14 protein-coding genes are annotated in these 25,823 nt (G+C 59.1%); 13 read left to right on the forward strand and 1 reads right to left on the reverse strand.

Features of this window, described 5'->3' with window-relative positions:
- The first annotated feature begins 136 nt into the window (after positions 1-136).
- The 3 genes from HALZIN_RS0106685 (at position 137) to HALZIN_RS0106695 (ending at position 4,218) form a co-directional block, all read left to right on the forward strand.
- Positions 137-1,642, forward strand: a complete 1,506-nt coding sequence (locus HALZIN_RS0106685; protein WP_031383456.1) for a fumarate hydratase — start codon at positions 137-139, stop codon at positions 1,640-1,642.
- Positions 1,643-1,751: 109 nt separating this feature from the next.
- Positions 1,752-3,170, forward strand: a complete 1,419-nt coding sequence (gene cls / locus HALZIN_RS0106690) for a cardiolipin synthase (RefSeq protein ID WP_031383457.1) — start codon at positions 1,752-1,754, stop codon at positions 3,168-3,170.
- 130 nt (positions 3,171-3,300) lie between these two features.
- A complete protein-coding gene (locus HALZIN_RS0106695; RefSeq protein WP_031383458.1) occupies positions 3,301-4,218 on the forward strand; it encodes a LysR family transcriptional regulator in 918 nt (305 codons plus the stop codon).
- Between the two features lie 44 nt (positions 4,219-4,262).
- On the opposite strand, the gene HALZIN_RS0106700 is transcribed toward HALZIN_RS0106695, so the two are convergent.
- Positions 4,263-5,354: a bifunctional nicotinamide-nucleotide adenylyltransferase/Nudix hydroxylase gene (locus tag HALZIN_RS0106700; RefSeq protein WP_031383459.1), complete on the reverse strand. Its 1,092-nt coding sequence runs from the start codon at positions 5,352-5,354 to the stop codon at positions 4,263-4,265.
- Positions 5,355-5,509: 155 nt separating this feature from the next.
- Between HALZIN_RS0106700 and HALZIN_RS0106705 the strand changes: the two genes are divergently transcribed.
- The 10 genes from HALZIN_RS0106705 (at position 5,510) to HALZIN_RS0106745 (ending at position 25,823) form a co-directional block, all read left to right on the forward strand.
- A complete protein-coding gene (locus tag HALZIN_RS0106705) occupies positions 5,510-6,442 on the forward strand; it encodes a YihY/virulence factor BrkB family protein (protein WP_031383460.1) in 933 nt (310 codons plus the stop codon).
- Between the two features lie 390 nt (positions 6,443-6,832).
- Positions 6,833-15,136 (forward strand): malectin domain-containing carbohydrate-binding protein, encoded by an 8,304-nt coding sequence (locus tag HALZIN_RS0106710; RefSeq protein WP_031383461.1) that lies wholly within the window; start codon positions 6,833-6,835, stop codon positions 15,134-15,136.
- A gap of 747 nt (positions 15,137-15,883) precedes the next feature.
- Positions 15,884-17,008 (forward strand): polysaccharide export protein, encoded by a 1,125-nt coding sequence (locus HALZIN_RS0106715; protein WP_031383462.1) that lies wholly within the window; start codon positions 15,884-15,886, stop codon positions 17,006-17,008.
- A 6-nt stretch (positions 17,009-17,014) separates the two neighbouring features.
- Positions 17,015-17,482, forward strand: coding sequence for an arsenate reductase/protein-tyrosine-phosphatase family protein (locus tag HALZIN_RS0106720; RefSeq protein WP_031383463.1), 468 nt, complete (start codon positions 17,015-17,017; stop codon positions 17,480-17,482).
- A gap of 23 nt (positions 17,483-17,505) precedes the next feature.
- Complete coding sequence (locus HALZIN_RS0106725) at positions 17,506-19,719, forward strand: polysaccharide biosynthesis tyrosine autokinase (protein WP_051907419.1); 2,214 nt, start codon at positions 17,506-17,508, stop codon at positions 19,717-19,719.
- Positions 19,720-19,742: 23 nt separating this feature from the next.
- The gene (locus tag HALZIN_RS0106730; RefSeq protein WP_031383465.1) at positions 19,743-21,554 is read left to right on the forward strand and encodes an ABC transporter ATP-binding protein; all 1,812 of its coding nucleotides are present in this window, start codon (positions 19,743-19,745) and stop codon (positions 21,552-21,554) included.
- Between the two features lie 18 nt (positions 21,555-21,572).
- The gene (locus HALZIN_RS0106735) at positions 21,573-22,505 is read left to right on the forward strand and encodes a hypothetical protein (protein WP_051907420.1); all 933 of its coding nucleotides are present in this window, start codon (positions 21,573-21,575) and stop codon (positions 22,503-22,505) included.
- 22 nt (positions 22,506-22,527) lie between these two features.
- Entirely contained in the window at positions 22,528-23,427 is a 900-nt protein-coding gene (locus HALZIN_RS17425) for a glycosyltransferase family 2 protein (RefSeq protein WP_084173411.1), read from the forward strand.
- 48 nt (positions 23,428-23,475) lie between these two features.
- The gene (locus HALZIN_RS0106740) at positions 23,476-24,582 is read left to right on the forward strand and encodes a glycosyltransferase (RefSeq protein ID WP_084173413.1); all 1,107 of its coding nucleotides are present in this window, start codon (positions 23,476-23,478) and stop codon (positions 24,580-24,582) included.
- An 8-nt stretch (positions 24,583-24,590) separates the two neighbouring features.
- Entirely contained in the window at positions 24,591-25,823 is a 1,233-nt protein-coding gene (locus HALZIN_RS0106745; RefSeq protein WP_031383468.1) for an ArnT family glycosyltransferase, read from the forward strand.

Below are 25,823 nucleotides of genomic sequence, written 5' to 3' on the forward strand. Positions count from 1 at the left end.
TCATACATGATTTCCTATGCCTGCCTGTCTTCAGGCCGTTGCGGTATAATCCCGCCATCCCGAATCCGCCGGGTAGCCTGACCTGCCTGTGGCGGCCGTTTGTCAGCGCGAGCGTGACCCAAGGAGCCCCGACCCCATGACCGTGATTCGCCAGGACGACTTGATCCAGAGCGTCGCCGATGCCCTGCAGTACATCTCCTATTACCACCCCAAGGACTTCATCGAGGCCATGCATGCGGCCTACCAGCGGGAAGAGAACCCGGCGGCGCGGGATGCCATCGCCCAGATCCTGATCAATTCGCGGATGTGCGCCACCGGTCATCGGCCGATCTGCCAGGACACCGGCATCGTCACGGTGTTCGTGCACGTCGGCATGAACGTGCGCTGGGAAGCCGACATGAGCCTCGACGACATGATCAACGAAGGCGTACGGCGGGCCTACCTGAACCCCGACAACGTGCTGCGCGCCTCGCTGCTCGCCGACCCGGACGGCAAGCGCGCCAATACCAAGGACAACACGCCGGCGGTGATCCACCACAAGCTGGTTCCGGGCGACAGCGTCGAGGTGCATGTCGCCGCCAAGGGCGGGGGCAGCGAGGCCAAGTCCAAGTTCGCGATGCTCAACCCCTCGGACAGCGTGGTCGATTGGGTGCTCGAGCAATTGCCCAGGATGGGGGCTGGCTGGTGCCCGCCGGGAATGCTCGGGATCGGTATCGGCGGCACCGCCGAGAAAGCCATGGAGCTCGCCAAGGAATCGCTGCTCGATCCCATCGATATCCAGGAACTCCAGGCCCGTGGCGCCGAGAATCGCGCCGAGGAGCTGCGCCTCGAACTCTACCACAAGGTCAACAGGACCGGCATCGGCGCCCAGGGCCTGGGCGGACTGACCACGGTGCTCGACATCAAGGTCAGGGACTACCCGACCCACGCCGCCAACAAGCCGGTGGCGATCATTCCCAACTGCGCCGCCACGCGGCATGTGCACTTCAGCCTGGATGGCAGCGGCGCCGCCGAACTGCCGGCGCCCAAGCTGGAGGATTGGCCCGAGATCACCCGCGAAGTCGGCGGCAACGTCAAGCGCGTCGATCTGGACGCCATCACTGCCGACGAGGTGCAGACCTGGCAGCCTGGCGATACCTTGCTGCTCAACGGCAAGCTCCTGACCGGCCGGGATGCGGCCCACAAGCGCATGGTCGACATGCTGGCCAAGGGCGAGGCGCTGCCGGTGGATCTCAAGGGGCGGTTCATCTACTACGTTGGCCCTGTCGACCCGATCCGCGACGAGGTAGTGGGGCCGGCCGGGCCGACCACCGCCACGCGCATGGACAAGTTCACCCGCACCATGCTCGAGCAGACCGGCCTGCTGGGGATGGTCGGCAAGGCCGAGCGCGGCCCGCTGGCGATCGAGGCGATCCGCGACAATCGCGCGGTGTATCTGATGGCCGTGGGCGGCGCTGCCTACCTGGTGGCCCAGGCGATCAAGAAATCCCGGGTGATGGGCTTCGAGGATCTGGGCATGGAGGCGATCTATGAGTTCGAGATCGAGGACATGCCGGTGACCGTCGCCGTCGACTCCCGGGGCGAGTCCGTGCACCAGACGGGACCGGCGAAGTGGAAAGAGATCATTGCCGAGCGCGTTTGAAGCGGCGCTGGCCAGCCGACGACACGACCCTGGCCCAGGCTGTGGAGTCGTGCCTTGAGAGCGGCGCTTGAGGAGGCGCGATGATGACCGTTTGCAGCATGGAGCGCCGATGTTTTCCTGGCTTATAGGGCTCGGCGTCTTCGCGATCTATGTGGCCGGGGCGCTCTCGGCGGTACTGGCGCTGCTTTCCAGCCGTACGTCGCAAGGCGCAGTGGCCTGGATCATTTCGCTGCTCACGTTTCCCTATGCAGCGCTGCCGGCGTACTGGATCTTTGGCCGGCCGCGCTTCTACGGCTACGTTTCTTCGCGGGGCGAGCATGACTCGATCCTGCGGCGGATTCTCGCGCGCTACCGGCCCTTGATAGAGCCGTATCTCAGCGACGCGGCGCAGGTGCACGTCAAGGCCGTGGAAAAGCTGGCGATGATGCCGATGACCAGCGGCAATCGTGCCTCGCTGCTGATCAATGGGCAGGCGACCTTCGACAGCCTGTTTGCCGGTATCGAGAACGCGCAGGATTATGTCCTGGTGCAGTTCTTCATCATCCGACGCGATCGCCTGGGCATCGCCTTCAAGGATCTGCTCGAGCGCAAGGCGGGGCAAGGCGTGCGGGTATTTCTGCTCTACGACGAGATCGGCTGCCATGCACTCGATGACGGCTATCTTGACGACCTGACTCGCGCCGGCGTCGAGGTCAGTGCCTTCAATTCGTCGCGGGGCTTTCGCCACCGCTTCCAGCTCAATTTCCGCAATCATCGCAAGGTCGCCGTCGTCGATGGAGTGATTGGCTGGACGGGCGGTCTCAACGTCGGCATCGAGTATTTGGGTGAGGATACCCGCCACGGGCCGTGGCGAGATACCCATTTGATGCTTACCGGGCCCAGCGTGCTGGGGCTTCAGGAAGCCTTCTGGGAGGATTGGCACTGGGCGACGGGGCGGGTCATCGATCTCGAGTGGCAGCCGAAGGTGACCTGCGAGGAGTGCCAGCATGTGGTGATCGTGCCCTCGGGACCGGCCGACGGCCAGGAAACCGCCAGCCTGCTGACGCAGCACAACATTCATACCGCACAGCACCGTCTGTGGATCACCAGCCCCTATTTCGTGCCCGATCAGGGCGTGCAGGATGCCCTGCGGCTGGCGGCACTACGGGGTGTCGATGTTCGGGTGATGATGCCCGAGCGCCCGGATCACCTGCTGGTGTTTTTGTCGGCATTCTCGTTCTTGCCGGACATGATTCGTGCCGGTGTCAAGATATACCGTTATCAACCTGGTTTCCTGCACCAGAAAGTCATGTTGATCGACGATCACAGCGCCACGGTGGGGACGGTCAATCTCGACAATCGCTCGTTTCGGCTCAATTTCGAGATCACCGCCTTCATTCCCGACCGCGGCTTCGCGGAGGAGGTCGAAGCGATGCTCGAAAGCGACTTCAGCGATTGCCGCGAGGTGACCGTCGAAGAACTGGAAAGCCGGCCTCTGTGGCGCAAGTTGGTATCGCGGGCCGCCTATCTGCTGGCGCCGGTGCAATAGGCCAAGGAGTTGGCGGGTGCCAGCCCCGTTCGGGCACGATGGTGGCCGGGCACGGGCTTGGATAGACTCAGGCGCTTCAGGGCTGGCCCATCACCTAGCCGTTCAACTTTCCTTCGGATACGGAGCCGCGGTGAACCTCGAAACCAAATGGCTGGAAGATTTCGTGGCGCTGGCCAATACGCGCAGCTTCTCGGCGTCGGCGCGCCAGCGTCACGTCACCCAGCCGGCCTTCAGTCGGCGTATTCGCTCGCTGGAGCAGGCCGTCGGAGCGACCCTGGTCGACCGTTCGACGACTCCGGTGGGGCTGACTCCGGAGGGCCAGTTGTTTCTGATCACTGCGCGCAATCTGGTCGAACAGCTCAGCGAGAGCCTGAGTCATCTGCGCGGTCTGGCGATTGCCAACGAAGCGCTCGACATCGTCGCGGCCCATTCGCTGGCGCTGGCCTTCTACCCGCGCTGGATTTCGCGTCTGCAGAAAGGCGTCGGCGAATTGCCCACGCGACTGGTGGCCATGAACGTCGGTGATGCCATCCATGTGCTGCGCGAAGGCAATTGCGATCTGATGCTCGGCTATCATGATCCCTATGCGACCATGCAGCTCGATGCCGAGGTCTTTCCGTCGTTCTCGATCGGCAAGGCGATGATGGTGCCGGTATGCATGCCCGATGCCGAGGGTCGGCCGCTGTATCCGCTCGGTGGCGACAACTCGATTCCTTTCCTGGCGTACACTCAGGGCGCTTTCCTGGGCCGTTCGGTGCGCATGTTGCTGAAGAACGATCCGACCCGCATGCGCCTGAAGACGGTCTACGAGACGGCCATGGCCGAAGGGCTCAAGGGCATGGCATTGCAGGGCGTGGGGATGGCCTGGATTCCCGATTTCTGCATTCGCGACGAGTTCGAGAATGGGCGCCTGGTGCGCGCCGGCGATAGCGCCTGGGACATTCCGCTGGAAGTGCGCCTGTATCGCTGCGCACTGGTGCACAAGCCCGGTGTGGAGCAACTGTGGCGGCAAATGATGAAACTGCCCCGCGACTTCCTCCAGGCATGAGGTCGGTAATGTCAGCGTATTCGCCAAGGCGTGGAGCGCAGCGGTCAGGGCACGGCCCAGCCCGCCGGCAGGCCGAGAAAGTTCTGGATGATGAAGAAATGATCCTCGAACAGCGTGTCCGGTTCGAGATCGGCCAGCGCCACCCAACGTGCCTGCTCACCGCCCTTGGCGGGTTTCAGCTGCGGTAAGCGTTGTTCGGGGCGCAGGGCGAAATAGAAGGCCTCGGCGAGGGTACGGCCCCGCCAGCTGCGATGCGGGTTGTCGAACAGCCGCTGGTCGCGTAGCGAGCCCTTGAGTACCGGCTCGGGGACTTTCAGCCGCACCCGTTCGCGGAGTTCACGCAGACAGGCATCCTGCAGGCGTTCATGGGGGTTGATGAACCCGCCCGGCAAGGCCAGCAGGCCCTTGCCGGGGGCGGCATTGCGGCGCACCAGCAATACGTGCCCGGACTGCACCACCACCGCATTGACGGTGACGAAGATCGGCGGGTAGGGCGCCTGGGCCCAGGCGCTGCGGTATTGCTCGAGCAATTGCTGTTCTTCGAGCAACTGCTGGCTGGCTTCGGATTCGTGGAAGGCATTCAAGGCGTGATGCACGTTTGCCGGTAGATCGTGCGCGGCGCCGGTCGATAGATAGTCACTGGCCGAATTGCGGGAATGAAAGAGCCGCTCGCGGATGCGGCTCGCCGAGATACCGTCGACCAGCGGCACGCTGACCGATTCCCACTGCGGAAACAGACTCAGGAAATAGCTCGACTGACCGCGGCTGGCGCCGATCAGCCCGATACGCGGCAGCTTGCCCTGCTTGCCTTGGCTAGGACGCGCAATGTCGCGCACCTTGCGTTGGACGTCACGTACCCAGACATCGTCGTTATACAGTGCGTCAAGCAGCGGTTCGATCTCGAGCCGGGCGTTGTCGGCGCCGTTGAAATCGCTGCGCAGCATGTCGCGGCGTTCCTCGAAGCGCCACGGGTTGCGCAGCGAGCGTGCTTGCCAGGCCGAGCCGATCAGCACGATGACCTGGCGTGCTCGCTTGAGCGCTTCACGGATCACCGCCAGGTGACCCAGATGGGGCGGTTGAAAACGCCCGATGAATACCAGGCAATCGAAATCGAGCTGCTGCATCGCGTCGGACATGGGCGCTCCGGTCAGATGGGCGCGGCCATTATGGGCGGCCGCTCACGGCACTACAAGCCTGCTACCGCAGCGCGATACCGGGAGGCAAGACGCTTTTCGCATGCCGGAAGCGGCCCGGTTATGCTGAGTGCATCGTTACGCCCGGGAATTCATCTGTGATCGCCAAGACCATCGCCTACTGGTTTCGCATCGTGCGCGACGCGACCAAACTGTGGCTCGACCACAACGCCTTCAGTTATGCCGGCTCGCTGGCCTTCTACACCCTGTTTTCGCTGGCTCCGACGGTGATCATCGCCGTCACGGTGATCGGCGTGGTGCTGGGCGAGGATGCGGCGCAGGGCGAGATCGTCGCGAACCTCCAGGGGCTGATCGGGCCCGATGCGGCGCAAGCCGTGCAGAACGCCGTCTCGGCCTCGCGCCTCGAAAGCTCGGGGCTGCTGCCCACGCTGCTCGGGGTCGGTACGCTGCTGATAGGGGCGACCACGGTATTCGCCCAGATGCAGTATTCGCTCAACAATCTGTGGGGCGTGACTGCCAACCCCGACCGCAACAGCCTGCTGATCTTTCTGCAGAAGCGTGTGCTGTCGATGGCGATCGTGGTGTCGATCGGCTTCGTGCTGCTGGTGTCGTTGGTCCTGGGGGTGGCGCTGCGGGCGGCGTTTCGCTATGCCGGCGGCTGGCTGCCGGGGACCGAGGTTCTGCTCAGTGTCGGTGAACTGGCGTTATCGCTATTGGTGATCGCGCTATTCTTCGCCACGATCTTCAAGATCCTGCCGGATGTCGTGCTGCGCTGGCGGGATGTGATGGTCGGCGCGCTGGTTACCGCGATATTGTTTGCCATCGGCCGTTACGCGATCGCCGCCTATCTGGCCTATACCGCCACCGCTTCGACCTATGGGGCCGCGGGCTCGCTGGTGCTGATTCTGCTGTGGGTCTATTACTCATCGCTGATTCTGTTGTTCGGGGCAGCGCTCACGCGAACGCATTTCGAGGCGCGCGGCCATGACATCGTTCCGCGCAACATGGCGGTGCGGGTCAGGCATGAGCTGCTGATGAAGGGGCGTTCCGGATCGGACCCGTTTTCATGATTCGCGCACCTGCTTATTTGTTAGTAGAAAAACCATCATGGCTCATGTTGCCATTCGCGATAAATAGCTAGAGCCGTATAGGCAAGAACAGGAAATAAATGCTCTGAAAAATAACCACCGAGTTACGTAACGTTCATTCTTGTAAAATTTCGTGAATTAGCTGATTTTAACAGTAATCAGGAGCGATAACCGGCTTCGAAAAGCCACATTGCCGACCATGAAATATAAAGGGCTTATTCTTCAATAACTCATGGTCACTCGAACGAAGAATCGACTATGTTTCGATTCTCTCCGATGTTTTCTTACTTTCGATAATGTGGTGGCCCGCCCGCGCCCTGATGAACGATTTTCTGACTGAAACCGGCTAACACGTTCACGGGATGTTCAAGCATGGTCACCAACAATTTTTCCAAGAGCAGTCTCGACCTCAACGGTATCGTCTCTCTGGCTCAGCCGACGGCGCTGGCGTGGGGGCCGGATGGGCGCCTTTACGTGACGGAAGTCAATGGCAGCGTCAAGGTGCTTACCGTCGCCTTCGGCGATCCGACCCCCGGCGACGCAAGTGACGTGAACTCATTCTATGTCACCGAGGCCGAAACGCTCGGCCTGGTCAAGAACATCCCCAACTTCAACGATGATGGCAGCCCTGCCGTCAGCAGCGGGCGTCAGGTGACCGGTATAGCGGTCGTCCAGCAGTATGACGTTGCCGGTCAAGCCGTAACGATCGGTGGCAAGCCGGCGGTGACCCTCTACGTCACTTCCAGCGACAGCCGTATCGGTGCAGGCGCCGATGGTAACGACACGGGCCTCGACACCAATTCCGGCACGATCACCCGGATCGATCAGATCGAAACCGGCTGGTCGGCCGTCGATATCGTTCGTGGCCTGGCGCGCTCGGAAGAAAATCATGCGCTCAATGGTCTGGAGGTCGTCCAGGAGTTCGATGACGCAGGTAATCTGACCGGTCAGCGCCTGATCGTGGCCAATGGCGGCAATGCCAACAATGGGGCGCCATCCAACAATTTCGGCGGCCAGCAGGAGACCGCCTATAGTGCCGCGATTCTCGAGATCGACCTCGATCAACTCAACGCCATGGAGACGCTCACCGATCCGCTGTCGGGACGCCAGTACATCTATGACGTGCCTACGCTGGATGATCCGACACGCGACGGCAATCCTGACGAAAACGATCCCTTCGGCGGCAACGATGGCCTCAATGGCGGCAAGATCGATCCCGACGGCCCTGTGCAGATCTACTCGGCGGGATATCGCAACTCTTATGATGTCGAGGTGACCGAAGACGGTCGGGTCTGGACCTACGACAACGGCAGCAACAACAGTTGGGGCGGTCGACCGATCGGCGAGGCGGGTGACGATGGCGGGACGGTGGATTATGCGCAACTGGCCAATTACATCGCCACGAACCTCAACAATGGCGACGGCAATAGTGGCGATCCCATCAACCTGGAGGACTGGGATCCCAAGAACTACGACCAGTTTCACGAGATCACCCGCTCCGACGACCTGGCCGGGCGCACACTGTCGGCCGGCCAGGGTGGTGCGGCCACCTATGAGTGGCTGGACCCGGACAGCGGCGAGACGCTGACGCTGGTCTATGGTGGCCATCCCAACCCCACCCGCGCGAGCGGGGGGCAATCGGGCATTCTCTTCACCCCACAGAATGGCGTGCAAAATGCCTTTCTGCTGTTATCGAACGTCGACAAGCAGGGTCCCGACAGCAGCGACTACGATGCGGTGATCGCCTGGCTGGCCGAGGTCGAGAGCAATTACGACACGCTGGCGCGGGGTGACCTGACCGGTAGGGTGATCGGCGTCACGCCGGGCGAGTCGTACTACATCACCGACGTGGGCAAGGCCTATCTCACAAGCGACTATCCCGACGGCACGACGAGCATCAACGGTGAGGCGGTGCTTGGGGTGGGTGGCATGCCGGTGGATTTCGACGATGTCGTCGCCACTCTCAATCCCATCGAGAGCGACTACCTCGAGGGCGGATATACCGATGGCTCCGTCGACTCCGGCAAGGGCTCGGTCAACGGCTTGACCGAATACACCTCGACGATACTCGACGATCCCGAGAGCGGCGTGAAGATGTCCGGGGCGATCCTCGCCGCCAGCCTCAACCAGGGCACGCTGACCGTGATGGGGCGTGACGCCGATGGCAGCATGCAGTCCGTGGTCGGCAGCAGCGGGCAGACGCTGGCCCAGGACCGCACCGTCGTCGACGTCAGCGGGGCGCCGCTGGGATTGGCGTCGATCGGCGACGATCTCACCGCCTTCGAGGGCGAGAAGGCCTTCCAAGGCTCGGTATGGACCACGGTCTACAAGCAGAACGGACCGCTGATCGAGATCCTGCAGCCCAATAACGGGGCGGTGCCGCTGGCTGGCAGCGAAATCATCGATCCCACTGATCAAGATGGCGATGGCGTCGATCACTTTAACGATCCTTTCGAGTTCAGCACCGACAACGGCTTCGACCTGGGCGTGGGCGAGCGGGTGCTGCTTGATTTCGACACCACGCAAAGCCCTTATCCTGGGACGATCCTTGATACGGGGCTGATGGGAGCGGCGCTCGATGGCGTCACGCCCAACCGCGATGCCAAGACGGCGGAAGAGGGCTTTGACGCGGACCAGCAGGAAGATGGCCTCTACGACCTGGGGGGTAACATCATTCCCGGTGGCAATGCGCCGATCTTCCAGATCAAGAAGGTAGCCGGGGGCACCGTTGTCGGGACCGAGAACAGTGCGCGCGACGCGATGCATGTCGGCATCAAGCCGGGGCCGGACGTCGAGCGTCTGATGATGAGCTCCAAGATCAAGAACTGGATTCCCGCACAGACCAGCGGGATCAAGAACGGCCAACTCACCGGGATCATGCTCAGCGATGGAACTCAGGCCAACTACCTGCGCCTGGTCTTCGGGGCCGTGATGATCGATGGTGTCCTGGCGGCCGGTTTCGAGGTCGGCTATGAGATTGACGACGACTATACCAAGCTGACCAGCGTTGCCGCGCCGGAGCTCGGCAATAGCGATGTGGCGAGTCTGGATCTGTATCTGGAGGTGGACATCGGCGATAGCTTCGCGGTCAAGGCGGGCTATCAACTGGACAATGCCGACGGCATCACGTCGCTGGATCTGGGCAACTTCACACTCCCTGCAGGCGTGCTCCAGGATATCCTGACTGGATCGCACACCATCACCGATGGCGATACCACGCTGCCCTCAGGTGCGGCCGTGGGCTTTCTCGCCGAGACATCCGCCGCTGATGCGGCCAGCGAAAGTAGGCTGGCGGCGATCGATTTCTATAATCTGCGCATCGATGCGCTGAGCAACGAAATCGCGGCCGATACCGCGGCTGAAGTCGGGGCCGAGGGGACCGACGGGGTCGATACCATCGTCTACACCGGTACCGATACCGATCTGGCTCCCTTGGACGACAGCGTCGAGAACTTCGACGGCAGCGGCTCCTCCGCCGACTTTACGGTCACCGGCAATAGCGGCGACAACATCCTGATCGCTGGTTCGGGAGCCAATACCTTCATCGGTAATGGTGGTGCCGACAGCATCCGTGGGACATTCGCGGATATCGATGGCAGCGTGATCACCGACTTCATGTCGGACGATCGCCTGGTAATTCTCGACTCTGTACTGGAAGCCGGCCATATCGGCTACAGCACGGTGAATGGTGTATTGACGCTGACCCTGACCGATCCGCAGACCGGCGAAACGGCGACGCTGAGCCTGCCCGGCGACCAGTTCGCCGGCTTCGATCCGGCGGACGGGCCCTCGACGTTCGATGTCGAGCAGACCGAGCATGGTACCCAGATCTCCTACAAGATCGAAACGCTGCTCTATCGGGTCAACGCCGGGGCCGGCACAGTAGCCGCCATCGACGGCGGCATGGACTGGCTGGGGGATACCGATTCCAACTTCCCCTACCTGGCCGGTAATACGGCGGATACCTACAGCAACAACATGACGAACGAGCAGAGCGAGGTCGATCTCGCCCATCTCGCGAGTGATCCCGTTCCCTGGCAGCTCTTCGTCAATGAGCGAAGCGACAATGATATCGCCTCACCCAAGCTGGAGTACGCCTTCCCGGTCACGCCCGGTGGAAACTACACGATCACGCTGTATTACACCGAAAACTGGGCCGGCATCTTCGATTACGGCGGCGACCGCATTTTCGACGTCGAGGTCGAAGGCCGCGTGCCCGCCGTACTTTCCGGGATCAACCCGCTGCAAGAAGCCATTGACATCTACGGTGCCGATGCCAGTCAGCAGGAGCTGCTGGGTGTCGGATTTTCGCGCTCCTATACCGTGAACGTGGAAGACGACGTCTTGAATCTGGCGTTCAATCACGGCGCCCAGAATCCCAAGATCAATGCCATCGAGATCAAGCAACTGGGGCCGGGCACCGTGATACCTGACGACGAGCCACCGGTGGTCCAGTCGATCACGCTCGAGGAGCCGCTCGACAACGACAGCCCGATTCTCGCCACGGTGGTGATCACCGACAACGCGGGGATCGATCCCGACTCCCTCGATGGCAACGAGCTCGTCTTTACGGGAATCGAGCCGGCGACGGTGACGCTGGCGCCGGGAGGCGATGCGATCACGATCAGTGATGATGGCAAGACCGTGACCGTCAACTATGAACTGACGCCGCCGGCCGACACCAATTCATGGAGTGACGGTTTCTACACTGTCGGTGTCGCCGCCGATAGCTATCAGGACAAGGCCGGAAACGGCGTCGCCGCCTACGAGACCGACTTCACCATCGGGTCGGCGCCTGATGCGCTTCTCGCGCTGGACTTCGAGACCGTTGGCGAGCCGCTGGACGAGGGCGGTTTCGACGACGTGCTGGGCGGGGTCAGTGACGCCGCGATGATCACCCAGATCATCGGCGGCGAGCTGGTGGTCAATACCTCGAATGGCGATATCATCAAGGGCCAGAGCGTCAACGACTTCATCAAGTACGTCGACCTTAGCGACGACGTTCTCAATGAAATCCGCATCGCGTCGCGCTTCGACAACCCCTTCCCGGCGGCACTGGCGGCTCAGGGTCTGGCTACCGACACCATTCCCAACTATGCCCAGCAGGGCCTTGTCTTCGGGCTCGGCAGCCAGGGCAACAACGAACTGGTCAAGCTGGTGTTCGGCGGCGCCGGCGGCAACATGGTGCAGATCTGGTCGAACCCCACCGGCAAGAGCGACCCGGAGGGTGTCAACAGCGTCTACGAGCTCGGCGACCTGCTCAACGATGCCAGCCTGGGGCTGAGCGATGTGGCGGCGGTGGAGATGACGCTGGTCATCGACAAGGCCGCAGGCACGGTCACCCCGGAGGTGACCTTCCTCGGCAGCGGCGGTGCGATACTCGGCGGGCTGCGCGCCACGCCGAGCGCGGGCTTCGTCACGGCCCAGGCCGAGACCCTGCCCGGCGCGGTGCTGGCGAATCTGACCGACTCGGCGGCGGCGACCGCGGTGGGCGTGACTTCGAACGACTACGGGACGCTGGGTTCGTTTGAGGCGAGTTGGGAGTATCTCAACGTCACCTCGCCGGATGCAACGGGCGACCCCGGCGGCGGCGATCCCGCACTGATTGCTATCAGCGATGCCGCGAATGCCACCGAAAGCGGCGACACGGGCACGACCGCGCTGACCTTCCTGCTCAGTGCCAACGCCGATGTCGACGCCACCTTGGATGTGACCTACTCGACCAACGGCGGGGCGACCTCTCGGACCCAGACGGTGATCTTCACCGACGGGGTCGGCGAGCTCACGATCGACGTGGCCAATGACGACGTCGACGACGGCCCCGATACGGTCACGGTCGCGCTGATCGACATCGCCGGCGAACAGTATGCCGTTGACCCGAATGCCGATACCGCCAGCGGCAGCGTGAACGAAGACGACCGGACGCCGGAGCCGCCGGCCGACGGCGTGTACTTTGCGCTGGACTTCGAGACCGTTGGCGAGCCGCTGGACGAGGGCGGTTTCGACGACGTGCTGGGCGGGGTCAGTGACGCCGCGATGATCACCCAGATCATCGACGGCGAGCTGGTGGTCAATACCTCGAATGGCGATATCATCAAGGGCCAGAGCGTCAACGACTTCATCAAGTACGTCGATCTCAGCGACGACGTTCTCAATGAAATCCGCATCGCGTCGCGCTTCGACAACCCCTTCCCGGCGGCGCTGGCGGCTCAGGGTCTGGCTACCGACACCATTCCCAACTATGCCCAGCAGGGCCTCGTCTTCGGGCTCGGTAGCCAAGGCAACAACGAGCTGGTCAAGCTGGTGTTCGGCGGGCATAAAGGCAACGCGATCCAGATCTGGTCCAATCCCGACAGCAGTGGAGGGATTGATACGGACTACAAGCTCGACGACTTACTCAACGATGCCAATCTGGGGCTGAGCGATGTGGCGGCGGTGGAGATGACGCTGGTCATCGACAAGGCCTCAGGCACGGCCACCCCGGAGGTGACCTTCCTCGGCAGCGACGGTGCGATACTTGGCGGGTTGCGCGCCACGCCGAGCGCGGGCTTCGTCACGGCCCAGGCCGAGGCGCTGCCCGGCGCGGTACTGGCGAACCTGACCGAACCGGCGGCGGCGACCGCGGTGGGCGTGACTTCGAACGACTACGGGACGCTGGGTTCGTACGAGGCGAGTTGGGAGTATCTCAACCTCACTTCGCCGGATGCGACGGGCGACCCCGCGCTGATCGACGCCGAGCAGATCTTCGCCGGCGCCAGTGTAGAGACGCCCGACACCTACGAGGCGGGGGCAGTCGGCTCGGCCACCGTGACGGTGACTCTGGGCTCCGATGTTCAGGAATCGAACTACGGTAACAACTCCTTCAAAGTCACTAACACCGGCGACAAGAAGATCGCGGCCGTTTTCTTCGACGTGCGCACCGCGCTTTATGGCGACAGCGTGTTCGATCCCGACGGCAAAGGCGGCGATACCGCCTTCAAGACATGGGCCGTCAACAGCGGCGGCGGTACGGGCGCGCTCCAGCCGTCGGGCTACGAGCACTACTTCCTGCCCGGGGCCGACCCGGAACCGACCGATCCTGACAACAACGGCGGCTATCGGGGCGCGCTGCTCAAGTTCTCGGCCACGAACGATGGCGGATTCACCCAGGGGGAAGTCGTCGGCTTCAGCGGCGACATGGACCCCAACTCCATCGCCGGCATGGAAAAGGACGGTGCGGCCGGCGTCGATACCGATTCCGTGCCCGATTGGGACGTGGGCGGCGTCTCCGGCGCCGAGATGATCGGCTCGATGGCCTACATCATGTTCACCGACGCCAGCGTAGCCAGTGCGCAGTTGATGGGCGACGGCAGCCAGTCCGGCGCCCAGGCGCGGGTCACCGAAGCGCCCCAGAACCAGCAGGCCAGCCTCAGCGTGAACGGCGTGGCCTCCGGCGAGGCGGGTAGTTACGGTGGTGAAGTGCCGGTGGTGCTGGTCTCCGGTCCGGCCGGCGCATGGGTCCGGGTAATCATGACCAAGGGGCATCAGCCCGTGGCCAACACCACTGACAGTCTGGCGGATATCGTCGATTGGCGCCTGTCCGGCGAGGACTTCCCGGTCAATAACGCGGCGGAATTCCAGTTCGTTGACGTGCAACTGGGCGCCGATGGCACCGCGGATGTTTCCGATCAGTTCACGTACAGCCAGTTTCTCAACGGCACTGCCAGTTTCCCAGGCGACGACACGCTGCCACTGGGTTTCGTCGCTGCGGTGATTGAGGATCCGACGACCTCGCGGGGATTCGCGCTGGGGCCGGTCACCGAGCCGGTCTATCTGGAATCGAACGGGATGCCGGTGAGCGAGTCGATGACGACGAGTTCGACCGCGACGGCGCCGGAGATCATCGGGGAAAGTGGCAACGTGTCGCTCTCGCAGGTGGATGGCGAAACCTGGACAAGCGTCACTTTCGGTGAACCGCTTGCCGATCCCGCGGTGGTCATGGGGCCGCTCACGAACAACGACGGCGAGCCGGTTACGGTGCGTGTGAATAACGTGACGGATACCGGTTTCGAGTTCCAGATCGACGAGTGGGATTACCTGGATGGTATCCATGAGCAAGAGTCGCTCAGCTGGCTGGCCATCGAGAGTGGCACTCATACCCTGGACAATGGAATGACCGTCGCCGCCGGCAAGGGCCAGGTCAGTGCCGAGGCCCAGACCTTCGGCTTCGGCACGGACTTCACCGGAACCCCCGTGGTGCTGGCCCAGACCCTGAGCGTCAATGACGCTTCGGCCGTTGTTCACCGAGTCGATGCCGTCAGCGGCAGTGGTTTCGATCTGCGCCTGCAGAGCGAAGAGGCCGCAGCCGTGCCGCACGGTACGGAATCCTTTGGTTGGATCGCCATCGATGAGGGAGCCGCCGAGGGATTATTGGCGGGGCGTACTGGGCAACAGGTGGGTGATGCGCCCTTCGAAATTCCGTTTGGCACCAGTCTCGATGATATCGCCTTCCTGGCCGGGATGCAGACGCTCAATGATGCGGATCCTGCCACCGTGCGCGCCCAGGCGATCGGTGCCGATGGAGCCACGATCTTCATCGAGGAGGAACAGTCCGGCGATAGCGAAATGGAGCATATCAGCGAGGACGTTGGTTTCGTGGGGATCAATGCTGGCCAGATCGTGAACGAAATTGCATAAGCAGCCGCCAGAAACCAGAAAGCACGGCGTAGCGGCTAGCTGTGGTAATCGCTAGCCGCTACGTGGACCATGAAGCCGATGACCAACCACGAAGGGCAGCCCGAGCGCCAGGCTGACCCTTCGCTTTTTATTGCCAGTCAGGCATGGAAGCGATAGTGCTGGCCCTGGTGTGGCGGGCGGAGGTATGAGGAAAATGATCTTTATGCCATCCAGTCTTTTTGCTTTATTCATGGAATCTTTAAGCTAATTAGCGTCGTTCAGCGTCTTTCATTTTTTGTCCCGGCACTTTGGCTGGCTGCGAATCCTGGTGGGTTGTTTTCGCTATTCTAGATTAGTTTTCTAGTTATATTATTTTAGAATTGCTAATACCTATTGGGTTTCAGGGTGACTTCGGGCCATTGATAAATAGCTATAAATATTTGCTGTATAGGCTGGTTTTTTGTCCGCAAGATATTGGCTTCAGCCAACCCTTCTAATGCTAAAAGGCATGAGGAAAAACAGTTATGCAGAAGCTCCTTCAGTGAGTAAGCTTATGTAGTCAAATCTTGGTTTTTGTAACTATACTGTTAACCCGCAAGTGGTTTTCAGTGCGTTAGAGGCGGCCTGAAAGTAACGTCGCATGAAAACTCTCGGGCGGTAGCGTGGAAAAAAACGTAATGCAAATTCCGGATATGACATATCAATGGAGCCGTTGGTTATCCTCTTCCTTCAAGGTTCCAACCTCTAGCGCTGAAGATGGAATCAACAATGAAAATAAAGATGCGTAACTGGTGGTCCGTTATCGTCCTTCTTTCCATGACCGTAACGGCGGGATGCGCCTTCGCGCCGGGGGGAGATATCGCTTACGATTCCGAAGAAGACGTTGCCTTGGACGATAAGGTCGATATCGTACCTATCACGCCCGAACTCATCGCGACATACCGTGGACGGATGAACGGCATCAAGGCGCAAAGCATGACTCCGGAGTTACGTAACAAGATCGACTCCTATCAGTACGATGTGGGCCCCGGAGATGTACTGAGCATCATCGTCTACGATCACCCCGAACTCACCATACCCGCAGGTAGCGAGCGTAGCGCCGCGGAGACCGGCACCGTCGTGCATGCCGACGGCACGCTCTACTATCCTTATATTGGCCGGGTGAAAGTCGAGGGTAAGACCGTCAACCAGATCCGCGACATCATTGCCCGGCGCCTATCCACTTACATTACCGACCCCCAGGTTGAGGTCAACGTCGCTGCCTATCGCTCCAAGCGGGTATACGTCAGCGGTGCGGTCGGCAATCCTGGAATGCTGCCAATCACCAACGTGCCGATGACCGTGCTCGATGCCATCAGCCAGGCGGGAGGGCCGAGCGCAACCGCTAACTGGCATGACGTCACTCTGAACCGCGGTAGCGAGGAGATCGAATTGTCGCTGTTCAAGATGCTGAAACAGGGTGACCTGACCCAGAACCGTCTGCTCTATGCCGGCGATGTGCTGTACGTGCCTTCCGCGGAAAATGAGAATGTCGCAGTGCTGGGTCAAGTGCGTAACGCCGGCAACATCCAGGTGGGCAACGAGCGTCTGACGTTGACCTCCGCCCTGGCGCGTGCCGGTGGCGTGATAGAAACCCGTGCCGAGCCTTCGGGTATCTTCGTGATTCGCGGTAATCCGCAGGGTAGCGAGAAACTTGCCACCGTCTATCAGTTGGACATCACGAACGCCGTGGCACTGAACATGGGAACTTACTTCCCGCTGGAGCCGCAGGACGTAGTCTACGTCACGGCAGCACCGCTGGCACGTTGGAACAACGTCATCAGCCTCCTGTTACCGTCGGTGACCTTGCCCGGTTCGGTCGCTAATTCATCGAACGAAATTGGCGATCTGTAAGCCTTCATGTTCGAAACAATACTCGTGGTGTGCAGAGGCAATATCTGTCGCAGCCCGGTCGGCGCCGCTTTGCTCGGGACGCACCTGCCGGGACGACGGATAGCCTCGGCGGGGCTCGCCGTGGGTCAGCTCGAAGGTCACGGTGTCGCTCCCTTCGCCAGAGAGTTGGCCGAGGCCGATGGGCTGCTAGTCGACACGCACCGGGCGCGACAGATTCACCGCGAGATGATCGAATCCGCCGACTTGGTGCTGGTCATGAGCGAAGGCCAGCGTCGACATATCGGCGAACTCTCGCCGGCTGCGATCGGCAAGACCATGCTCTTCGGACGCTGGCTCCCGGATGGCAGTGTTCAGGGATACGAAATTCCCGACCCCTACCGCAAGAGCCGTGAGGCCTTCGTTCACGTTCATCAGTTATTGATCTGTGCCGCCGACACCTGGCGAGCCAAACTCAGGGACTGCCCCCCGCTATGACCAGTCTCATCCCAAGAAATGCCATGTCTTCAGAACAACCCTTCCCGGCGGTGGCAAGAAGCACGGCCTCAAGCGATGAAATCATCGACTTGGGGCGCCTGTTCGGATTGCTGGTGGACAACAAATGGAAGATCCTCTTCGTCACGCTCCTGTTCGCCCTCGGTGGCATAGTCTACGTGCTGCTGGCGACACCCATCTATCAGGGCGATGCGCTGGTCCAGGTGGAGAAGACGGGAGGTCCCGGTAACAGCCAAGAAGAAGCGGCCGCATTGCTTGGCAAAGAGGGGCCCAGTTCCGCCGCCCAGATGGAGATATTGCAGTCGCGCTTGATTCTCGGGCGGGCGGTATACCAGGTCAATCTGGATACGGTGGTGAAGCCCGTGACACCTCCGGTACTGGGCGATGCGCTGATTCGCTACGCTATCCCGCGCCCCGCATTCGCCCAGGGTCGGCCGGAAATCTGGGCTAACGAGGAGATCCGGGTCGAGTCGCTGAGTGTAGGGCCGGAGGCCATTGGCCAGCCGCTGACGTTCGAGGTGCTGGATGAAGGCCGTTACCGTCTATTGAATGAGGAAGGTCAACCTTTGGGGACGGGCATCGTAGGGGAAATGCTGCAGATTCAATCGCCCTGGATCGAGCTCGAAGTCGGTGATATCCAGGCGCCTCCGGGTGCCCAGTTCATTGTGATGAAGCGCAGTCGGCAAGCGGCCATCGGCTCTCTCAAGTCGCGCTTCACAGTGGCTCAGAAGGGTACCGATACGGGAGTTCTGGAGCTGACGCTGACGGGCCCAGATCCCGCCGAGATCAACACCACGCTGGATGCGATTACCGAAGTGTATTTGGCGCAGAACATTGCGCGCCAGGCGGCTGAGGCAGAACAGAGCCTGGCATTTCTCGAAAAGCAAATGCCCAAAGTGCGCGATCAGCTGAAGGAGGCGGAAGATCGCCTGAATCTTTACCGGTCAGAACAGGACAGCGTCAATCTCACCCTCGAAACCCAGAATATGCTGACCGGCATGGTGGATGTCGAGGCTCGCCTGAACGAACTGCAGATGCAGGAGTCCGAGCTGTCGCGGCGCTACACGCCCAATCATCCGGTCTACGCCGCACTTCTGGAGAAAAAGGCGCAACTTCAGCGCGAGCAGGCCAATCTCGAGCAGCGTACCGCCAACCTGCCCGAGACCCAGCAGCAGATCCTGCGTATGACGCGCGATGTGGAAGTCACCCAGCAGATTTACGTTCAACTGCTCAATCGCATGCAGGAGCTCAACATCGCCAAGGCCGGCACCGTGGGCAACGTGCGCATTATCGATTCGGCCGTGGTCGGGGGCGGCCCCATCGCGCCCAAGGCAATGACGATCGTACTGCTGTTCACCGTGCTTGGCGCCATGCTGGCAACGGGGGCAGTCATAATACGCGGCTTGCTCAACCGGGGTATCGAGAACCCCGAGCAGTTGGAGGAGCTGGGGCTGCCGGTCTATGCCACGATCCCGCTCTCCGAAGACCAGTTGAAACTTTTCAAACGCATCAAGCATCGCCACGACAAGACAGGCAAGCCCGTCAACAGTGGCCTGCTGGCCAAGCTCAACCCCACTGATACCGCCGTCGAGGCCTTACGCGGGTTACGCACCAGCATGCATTTCGCCATGCTGGACGCGGCCAACAACTGCCTCATGATCACTGGTCCAAGTCCCGAGATCGGTAAAAGCTTCGTCAGCTCCAACTTGGCGGTGGTATGCGCGCAAGCCGGTCAGCGAGTCTTGCTGATCGATGCCGACATGCGCAAGGGGACCATCCACCATGCCTTCAACGATCGTTCGGAAGCGGGGCTCTCCGAGGTCCTGTCCGGCAGGCTGGATCTGCAGCATGCAATTCGGGCCAGCGAACTGGAGGGGTTGTATTACATGTCGCGCGGTATCGTGCCGCCCAACCCGTCAGAACTGCTGATGCAACAGAGCTTTACCGAATTGCTTCATCAGGTAAGCGCACAGTACGACCTGGTGATCATCGATACGCCACCCACGCTTGCGGTGACCGATGCCGCCATCGTCGGCAAGCAGGTCGGTACCAGCCTGCTGGTGGCACGTTTCGAGATGAATCCGCCGCGGGAGGTCAGAATCGCCCTGCGGCGCCTGCAAAACGCGGGTGTCGAAGTGAAAGGATGCATTCTTAATGCCATGGAACGTAAGGCTGCGGCGAGCTATGGCTATGGCGATTACAGTTACTCCTACAAGTAATTACCTGGCTGGGGCCCGATGCCATGCTGCAGAATATGAAAGAGCTCTACCTGCTCCTGACTTCGGAGCAGCGTAAGAAACTGCTGTATCTCCAGGTACTGGTCATCGTCATGTCGTTCGCCGAGATGGCCAGTGTCCTGGCCATCGGTCCCTTCATGGCGCTGGTGGGAGATATGAGTCAGCTACAGGGGAATGGCCTGCCGGCGAAGCTGTATCAACTGAGTGGGCTCTCCTCGCCGGAAACCTTCCTGTTCTGGGTGGGGGTCGGGGTACTTACCATCCTGCTGTTAGCGGCGCTGTTCTCAATGTACACCGTATGGTGTCTGGCGCTGTACAGCACCCATGTCGGTGCCGAGCTGTCCAGTCGCCTGTTCAGGCATTACATGTATCAGCCTTGGCTGTTCCATGCGGGCAATAGCAGCAGCCATTTGACCAATCAGATTGCCCAGGAGTCGCTGCGCGTTACCAACTACATCATCAACCCGCTCATGCAGATGAATGCCAAGTTGGTTCTGGTGCTGATGCTGATGCTGGCCATGTTCTTCTACAACCCGATGGTGGCGGTGGCCGGCGTGTTGTTGTTCGGCACTGCTTATCTCCTCCTTTATCGCATCGTACGCCGGCGCCTGGTCGAGAATGGAAAGCGAGTGTCCAGGCAGCAGACGTTACGGTTCAAGCTTATGGGGGAGGGGTTTGGAGGCATCAAAGATACACTGTTGCTGGGCAGGCAAGCACTTTTTGTCGAACGGTTTGTCGATGCCAGCGAGAGCTTCGCACAGAGTCATGGCACGACCCTGGCGCTCAGCCAAGTGCCCCGCTACGCTATAGAGGCAATTGCATTCAGTGCCGTCGTCTTCCTGGTGCTCTACTTATTGACGTCCCATCAAGGCAGCTTGGGCAGTATTCTCCCGATGCTGTCCATATATGCCTTGGCGGGTTTCAAGCTATTACCGGCATTCCAGAAGATCTATGCCAGTGTCTCGAGCATTCGCGGCAACATGGCCGCTTTTGAATCCATACGGGACGGCATGTATGCCGGTACTCAAGACTACAGCCAGGCACCGGCGGAGAAGAGTAGCACCGCGAACTTGAAACGACTGGCGCCGCGACAGTCGATAACGCTCGATGACATCGTCTTTGCCTACCCCGGCAAGAAAGAACCGGCACTGCATGGGCTCAACCTGACGATTCCGGCCAGGAAGGTAGTGGGATTGGTAGGGGCTTCCGGATCGGGAAAGTCCACGACGATCGATGTGCTTCTAGGACTAGTCACCCCCCAGCAGGGGAATGTGTTAATCGACGGAAAACCTCTGCAGGAGAAGGATAAACGAGCGTGGCAGAACATTCTCGGATTTGTGCCGCAGAGCATTTTTCTCAGCGATGCCAGCATTCGCGAGAACATCGCCTTCGGTCTGCCGCCGGAGGAAATCGACGAAGCTCGGGTTGAACAAGCGGCCAGCATGGCGCATCTGGACGAGTTGCTCGTCGACCTGCCTGACGGTCTGGATACTTTCGTGGGCGAGCGCGGGGTCCAACTCTCCGGTGGTCAACGTCAACGTATCGGCATAGCCCGCGCGCTCTACGGCAATGCCGAAGTTCTGGTGCTTGACGAAGCCACCAGCGCGCTGGATGGAATTACCGAAAAGCTGATAATGGATGCCATTCACGACTTCTCGGGCAGCAAGACGATCGTCATGATCGCTCATCGACTGGCCACGGTTAAGCAGTGCGACAAGGTCTACCTGATCAGCCACGGCAAAGTCATCGACCAAGGAAGTTACGAAGATCTGGTACGCAGAAATGATGTCTTCAAGCGAATGGCCGAGCATGCCTGATATGTTTCGGTCGGCTGGATGGATATCGTCATTTTGTATAAAAAACAAGAGGCTTTTATGCTCCGTAAGGCAACAAGCCTATTGAAATCGATAGTAAGAGAAATCTTGCAGGCTAAAGGGTTTGTCTATTCTTCGGATGTAGGTCCGGCGGACTTCCGAGGGCTCGTCGAGTTTCCCTGGGATGCTCTCGAGCGTACGGACCGATGCCCGATATTATTCGATGTTCCCCTTGAGCGTTGTCGGGGTTTGGGCCTCATGGCCTTTTCCTGTTCAAAAGACTCCGCGCACCCCTATATTAGAACCCTGCAGAACTACCTGAGTGGCAACGTAACTGTTTATAGCGATTCAGAGCTGAAGGCGTACTATATGAATTTTCAGCCGAAAACAGGCTCAGAACTGCTGGGGATATCGCCGGCCGAGAATAAATTATTCCTGAAGCCAGTGTTATGGTTTACCGAGCCATGGATTGCCAGTCCCTCAAGACGTGAAGAAAAAATCAAGATTCGCATAATGCGCAATGAAAGCAGCGACCATGGTCTATCAGAGAGATCCGGAGGGGAATGGAATCAGTTCGGCCCCGTGTCCGACGACAGGGGAGAACTCGAGTTCAGAAGACTGATCTCGGTGATGGCCTCGATCAAGGCTACTGGCTATATGAGAGGTAATGGCTCTGACGGGGATATTAGCGGAGATGTTCTAGTAAGAGACAATGATTACAGAATAAATATAATTCGTGGCCAGCATCGTATCTGTGCGTTGTCAGCAAGTGGTCATCTCAAGGCTTCGGTGCGAATCGACGTCAATAAATGGGGCGTCATCAGGCGAGAGGCCGCCGAGTACTGGCCGGCCGTCAGGTCGGGTGCATTCAGCTTGGCACAGGCTAGAGAGGTATTCGACAGAATTTTCGAGGGGCGTCAGCCAAGTAGTTATTTTATGCCAATGGGCAAATAGTTAGAGTCAGGATCCGTTGATCATGGAAAACAGCCCGCACCTGCCTATCTCAGTGGTAATTACGGTTTATAATGAAGCTTGCTATTTAAGAGAGGCGTTGCGATCCGTGCTTTCGCAGGTCGTTATGCCCGCCGAAATACTAGTGATCGACGATGGATCCGATGATGACGAGGCCCGGCAGGTGGTTGAAGAGAATCAAAAAACAGCTGTCACTCTGCGCTATTACAAGAAAGAAAACGGTGGGCCGTCAAGTGCAAGAAACAGCGGGATTTCTCGATCCGTCCAACCATACATCGCTTTCCTGGATGCCGACGATAAAATGTTGCCAGGGAATCTCTGTTATAAATATAACCTTATAAAAAATTTGGGAAGTCAATACTTCGGTGTCTATGGATCCTATATCCGTGAAGATAATAAAAAGATAGTGGCGTTCAAGGAAATAGACGGCATGCCTTCGACAAGATACATAGGCAGGGACGACGGTGTTCCGGGCGGTATGGGAAACTACCTTTTTCGTCGGGATCCTCTGATTGAAGTTGGAGGGCTGGATGAGACGCTTAGTCATAATGAAGATTTTGATCTGCTGATAAGACTTTTAAAGAGTGGCTACGCTTGTAAAGGGAATGCTGAACCAGGATTTGTCAGAAATTATCGTCCAGGGTCCCTAACTCGAAGTGCGAAACACTATGAAATATACCGTGCCGTGTTGATGTTCTTGAATAAAGCAGAAAAAAATACATATTTTGATGAGCTTGAGCTTAGAAGAAGGCATAAAGCAAACTGTCTGCGCCTGGCACGAAGATTATTTTCGGAAAGGTTTCCATGGGCCGAGGTCAAGCCGGTGTTAGTGGAAGCCTTTAGCCATGACAGACCGCGAAATCCGAGAGAATTAATCGCCTATCTTTTAGCCAGAATGATATGAGATTGATAGTGGTACATTAACCTCGCGTTAGTTGATCAGGGCATCTCTTTGAATATACTTCATGTTATTGCCGCGCCAGCGGCTGGTGGGGCGGAGATATATATCAGAGACTTATGCGTGCATGCCAACGCGAACGGGCATGAGTTCAGTATCGCTTTTATCGCGAATGCGAAAGAGATTGGCCGAAGTGCCGAGTTCGAAGCGAATTTTCTGGAGTCGCTGGAAAATAGTCGGGTCAGGTTTTTCTTCCTGCCTGCAGGAACAAAGCGCAATCCCATCAGGGGCATGCTTTCGTCCGTCAATGCCATTCGCATGCGCAGACCCGACGTCATCCATGTCCACCTGTTGACGGGGCTGCTGGTTTTTTCTCTTTGCTCGGCTTTCTTGCCCATCGTGTACACGCACCACAATATCAAGATCTACCATCGCAGTTGGCTCTTCAAAGCCTTCATGAAGTTGAGTCGAGGCTATGTCGGAATTTCTGATAAGTGCACGGAAGTGTTGGCGAAGATGGTACCGCATGGAAGGGACGTAAGGACCATCCATAATGGCATCCTGACCCAGCGTGTCATGTCCTTGCGGGATGCAACGGCCACTCCTACGGTCGACACGACATGCGTCTCTTTGATTGCTGTTGGTGCATTGAGTGAACAGAAGAACTATCCGCTCCTGCTTCGGGCCCTGGCGCTGGTCAAGACGCGCACCGAGTTGGCTTTTCATCTGTCGATCGTGGGCGAAGGCAGGGAAGGAACTACCCAGGCCATACAGCAGCAGATCGCTGAACAAAACTTAGCCAATGTCGTGACGCTGCTGGGTAATCGTTCGGACGTACCTCAGCTTCTGTGTCATTCGGACATTTTCGTCCTGTCCTCGAGTTGGGAAGGATTGCCAATCTCGCTACTGGAGGCTCAGGCGGCGGGGCTTCCTTCCGTGGTGACTGACGTCGGCGGCTGTGGTGAAGTCATCGAAAGGACACAGGGCGGGATCGTTGTCGCTCCCGAAGATGCCGAGACACTGGCGGTGGCGCTGCAGCAATTGATCGAGATGCCGGAGTATCGCGAGAAGCTGCGAGCCTGTGCACTCCAAAACATTCATCATTTTGATATTTCCTCCTCTTTCAAGAAACACATCGCCTATTACTCGGAACTGCTATAGAGGTCCGAATGACTTCCTACCTATTCATGACAATAATTACCCTTATGGCCTTGGGGGTCGCGTTATTCGTGGGCTTGCGTCATCGCTTTCTCATGGTGGTGTTGTTGTTGGCTTTCTTTTTCAGGTTGGTTCTACTTTTTATTCAGTATTACGGCCTTTTCTCGATACCAGGTGGTGATGCGGATGCACTTAACATGACCCATAAGGCATGGGTTTGGTCCATGCAGGACTGGTCAGGATTGTTCAACGAGATCAACAATGCTGGGTCGTACCTCTATAGCTTTTTCGGTGCCATACTCTTCAAGCTATTCGGCTATCATGAGCTTCTTTTGCCGGTTGTTAACCTTTTTTTCGGAATGCTAGTCGTCGCCTTGACGGGAATCATCGTCAATCGCATCTGGGGTGCCAGGCCCGCACAGCTATCGGCGCTAATCATCGGGCTCTATCCATTCGCTGCCTTCAACTCGGCCATTGCGCTGCGCGAGGAGCCTTCGATTCTGGCGTTCATGTTCGGGCTCTACTTCCTGGTGAAGTGGCTCCAGGAGGAATCGCGAGCGGGTATCTATCTGTGCCTGGCCTTCTTCGGGTTGGCGACCATGATCCATCCCGGATGGGTCGCGGCGATCTTCGGCGTGGGAGTCTACGCGCTGTTGCTGCTATTCAAGGCGCTGCCACGTATCGTTCAGGGCAGTCTCGTCACACGAGGATATTTTCACAATATCCTGACAGCGGGATCCATTGTCATTCTTTCGCTGCTGCTTTCGGCCGCGGGAGAAGTGACCCTGGGCAAGGGCATATCACTGGGCAGCGAAGAGGAAACCGTTGCCGAATTGATTGAATCGCAATTCACGGGAATGCCCCAGGGTGGTTCGGCCTACCCGACGGTGATCGCAACGGGCGATCCTTTCTCACGGCCCTGGCTGATTCCGGCCCGTATCGTCTATTTCCTCTTCTCGCCGTTTCCCTGGGATATCAGCAGTCCTCAGCAAGCATTAGGGATGATTTCGTCGGTGCTTTACTTATTTCTGGTTTGGAAAATCTTCAAGAACTGGAAAACTATCAGGCAACATCAGGAGTGTGTTGCGCTTCTGATCATCCTGGCGCTACTCACCTTCATTTTCGCCATCGGCGTGACCAATATCGGTACAGCCATACGGCATAAAACCAAGTTTCTCGCGCTTTTCATCATTCTCGCCGCCGTATCATTCGATTCAATCCGTTTCAGACTGCTAAGGAGGTGA

Origin of the sequence: Halomonas zincidurans B6 (genome assembly GCF_000731955.1) — a bacterium.
In the GTDB taxonomy this organism is placed as follows: domain Bacteria; phylum Pseudomonadota; class Gammaproteobacteria; order Pseudomonadales; family Halomonadaceae; genus Modicisalibacter; species Modicisalibacter zincidurans.

Coding starts and splice junctions, on each gene's coding strand:
- HALZIN_RS0106700 (WP_031383459.1), bottom strand. CDS start 5,354: ATGTCCGACGCGATGCAGCAGCTCGATTTCGATTGCCTGGTATTCATC.
- cls (WP_031383457.1), top strand. CDS start 1,752: ATGTTTTCCTGGCTTATAGGGCTCGGCGTCTTCGCGATCTATGTGGCC.
- HALZIN_RS0106715 (WP_031383462.1), top strand. CDS start 15,884: ATGAAAATAAAGATGCGTAACTGGTGGTCCGTTATCGTCCTTCTTTCC.
- HALZIN_RS0106730 (WP_031383465.1), top strand. CDS start 19,743: ATGCTGCAGAATATGAAAGAGCTCTACCTGCTCCTGACTTCGGAGCAG.
- HALZIN_RS0106725 (WP_051907419.1), top strand. CDS start 17,506: ATGTCTTCAGAACAACCCTTCCCGGCGGTGGCAAGAAGCACGGCCTCA.
- HALZIN_RS0106745 (WP_031383468.1), top strand. CDS start 24,591: ATGACTTCCTACCTATTCATGACAATAATTACCCTTATGGCCTTGGGG.
- HALZIN_RS0106720 (WP_031383463.1), top strand. CDS start 17,015: ATGTTCGAAACAATACTCGTGGTGTGCAGAGGCAATATCTGTCGCAGC.
- HALZIN_RS0106710 (WP_031383461.1), top strand. CDS start 6,833: ATGGTCACCAACAATTTTTCCAAGAGCAGTCTCGACCTCAACGGTATC.
- HALZIN_RS17425 (WP_084173411.1), top strand. CDS start 22,528: ATGGAAAACAGCCCGCACCTGCCTATCTCAGTGGTAATTACGGTTTAT.
- HALZIN_RS0106735 (WP_051907420.1), top strand. CDS start 21,573: ATGGATATCGTCATTTTGTATAAAAAACAAGAGGCTTTTATGCTCCGT.
- HALZIN_RS0106685 (WP_031383456.1), top strand. CDS start 137: ATGACCGTGATTCGCCAGGACGACTTGATCCAGAGCGTCGCCGATGCC.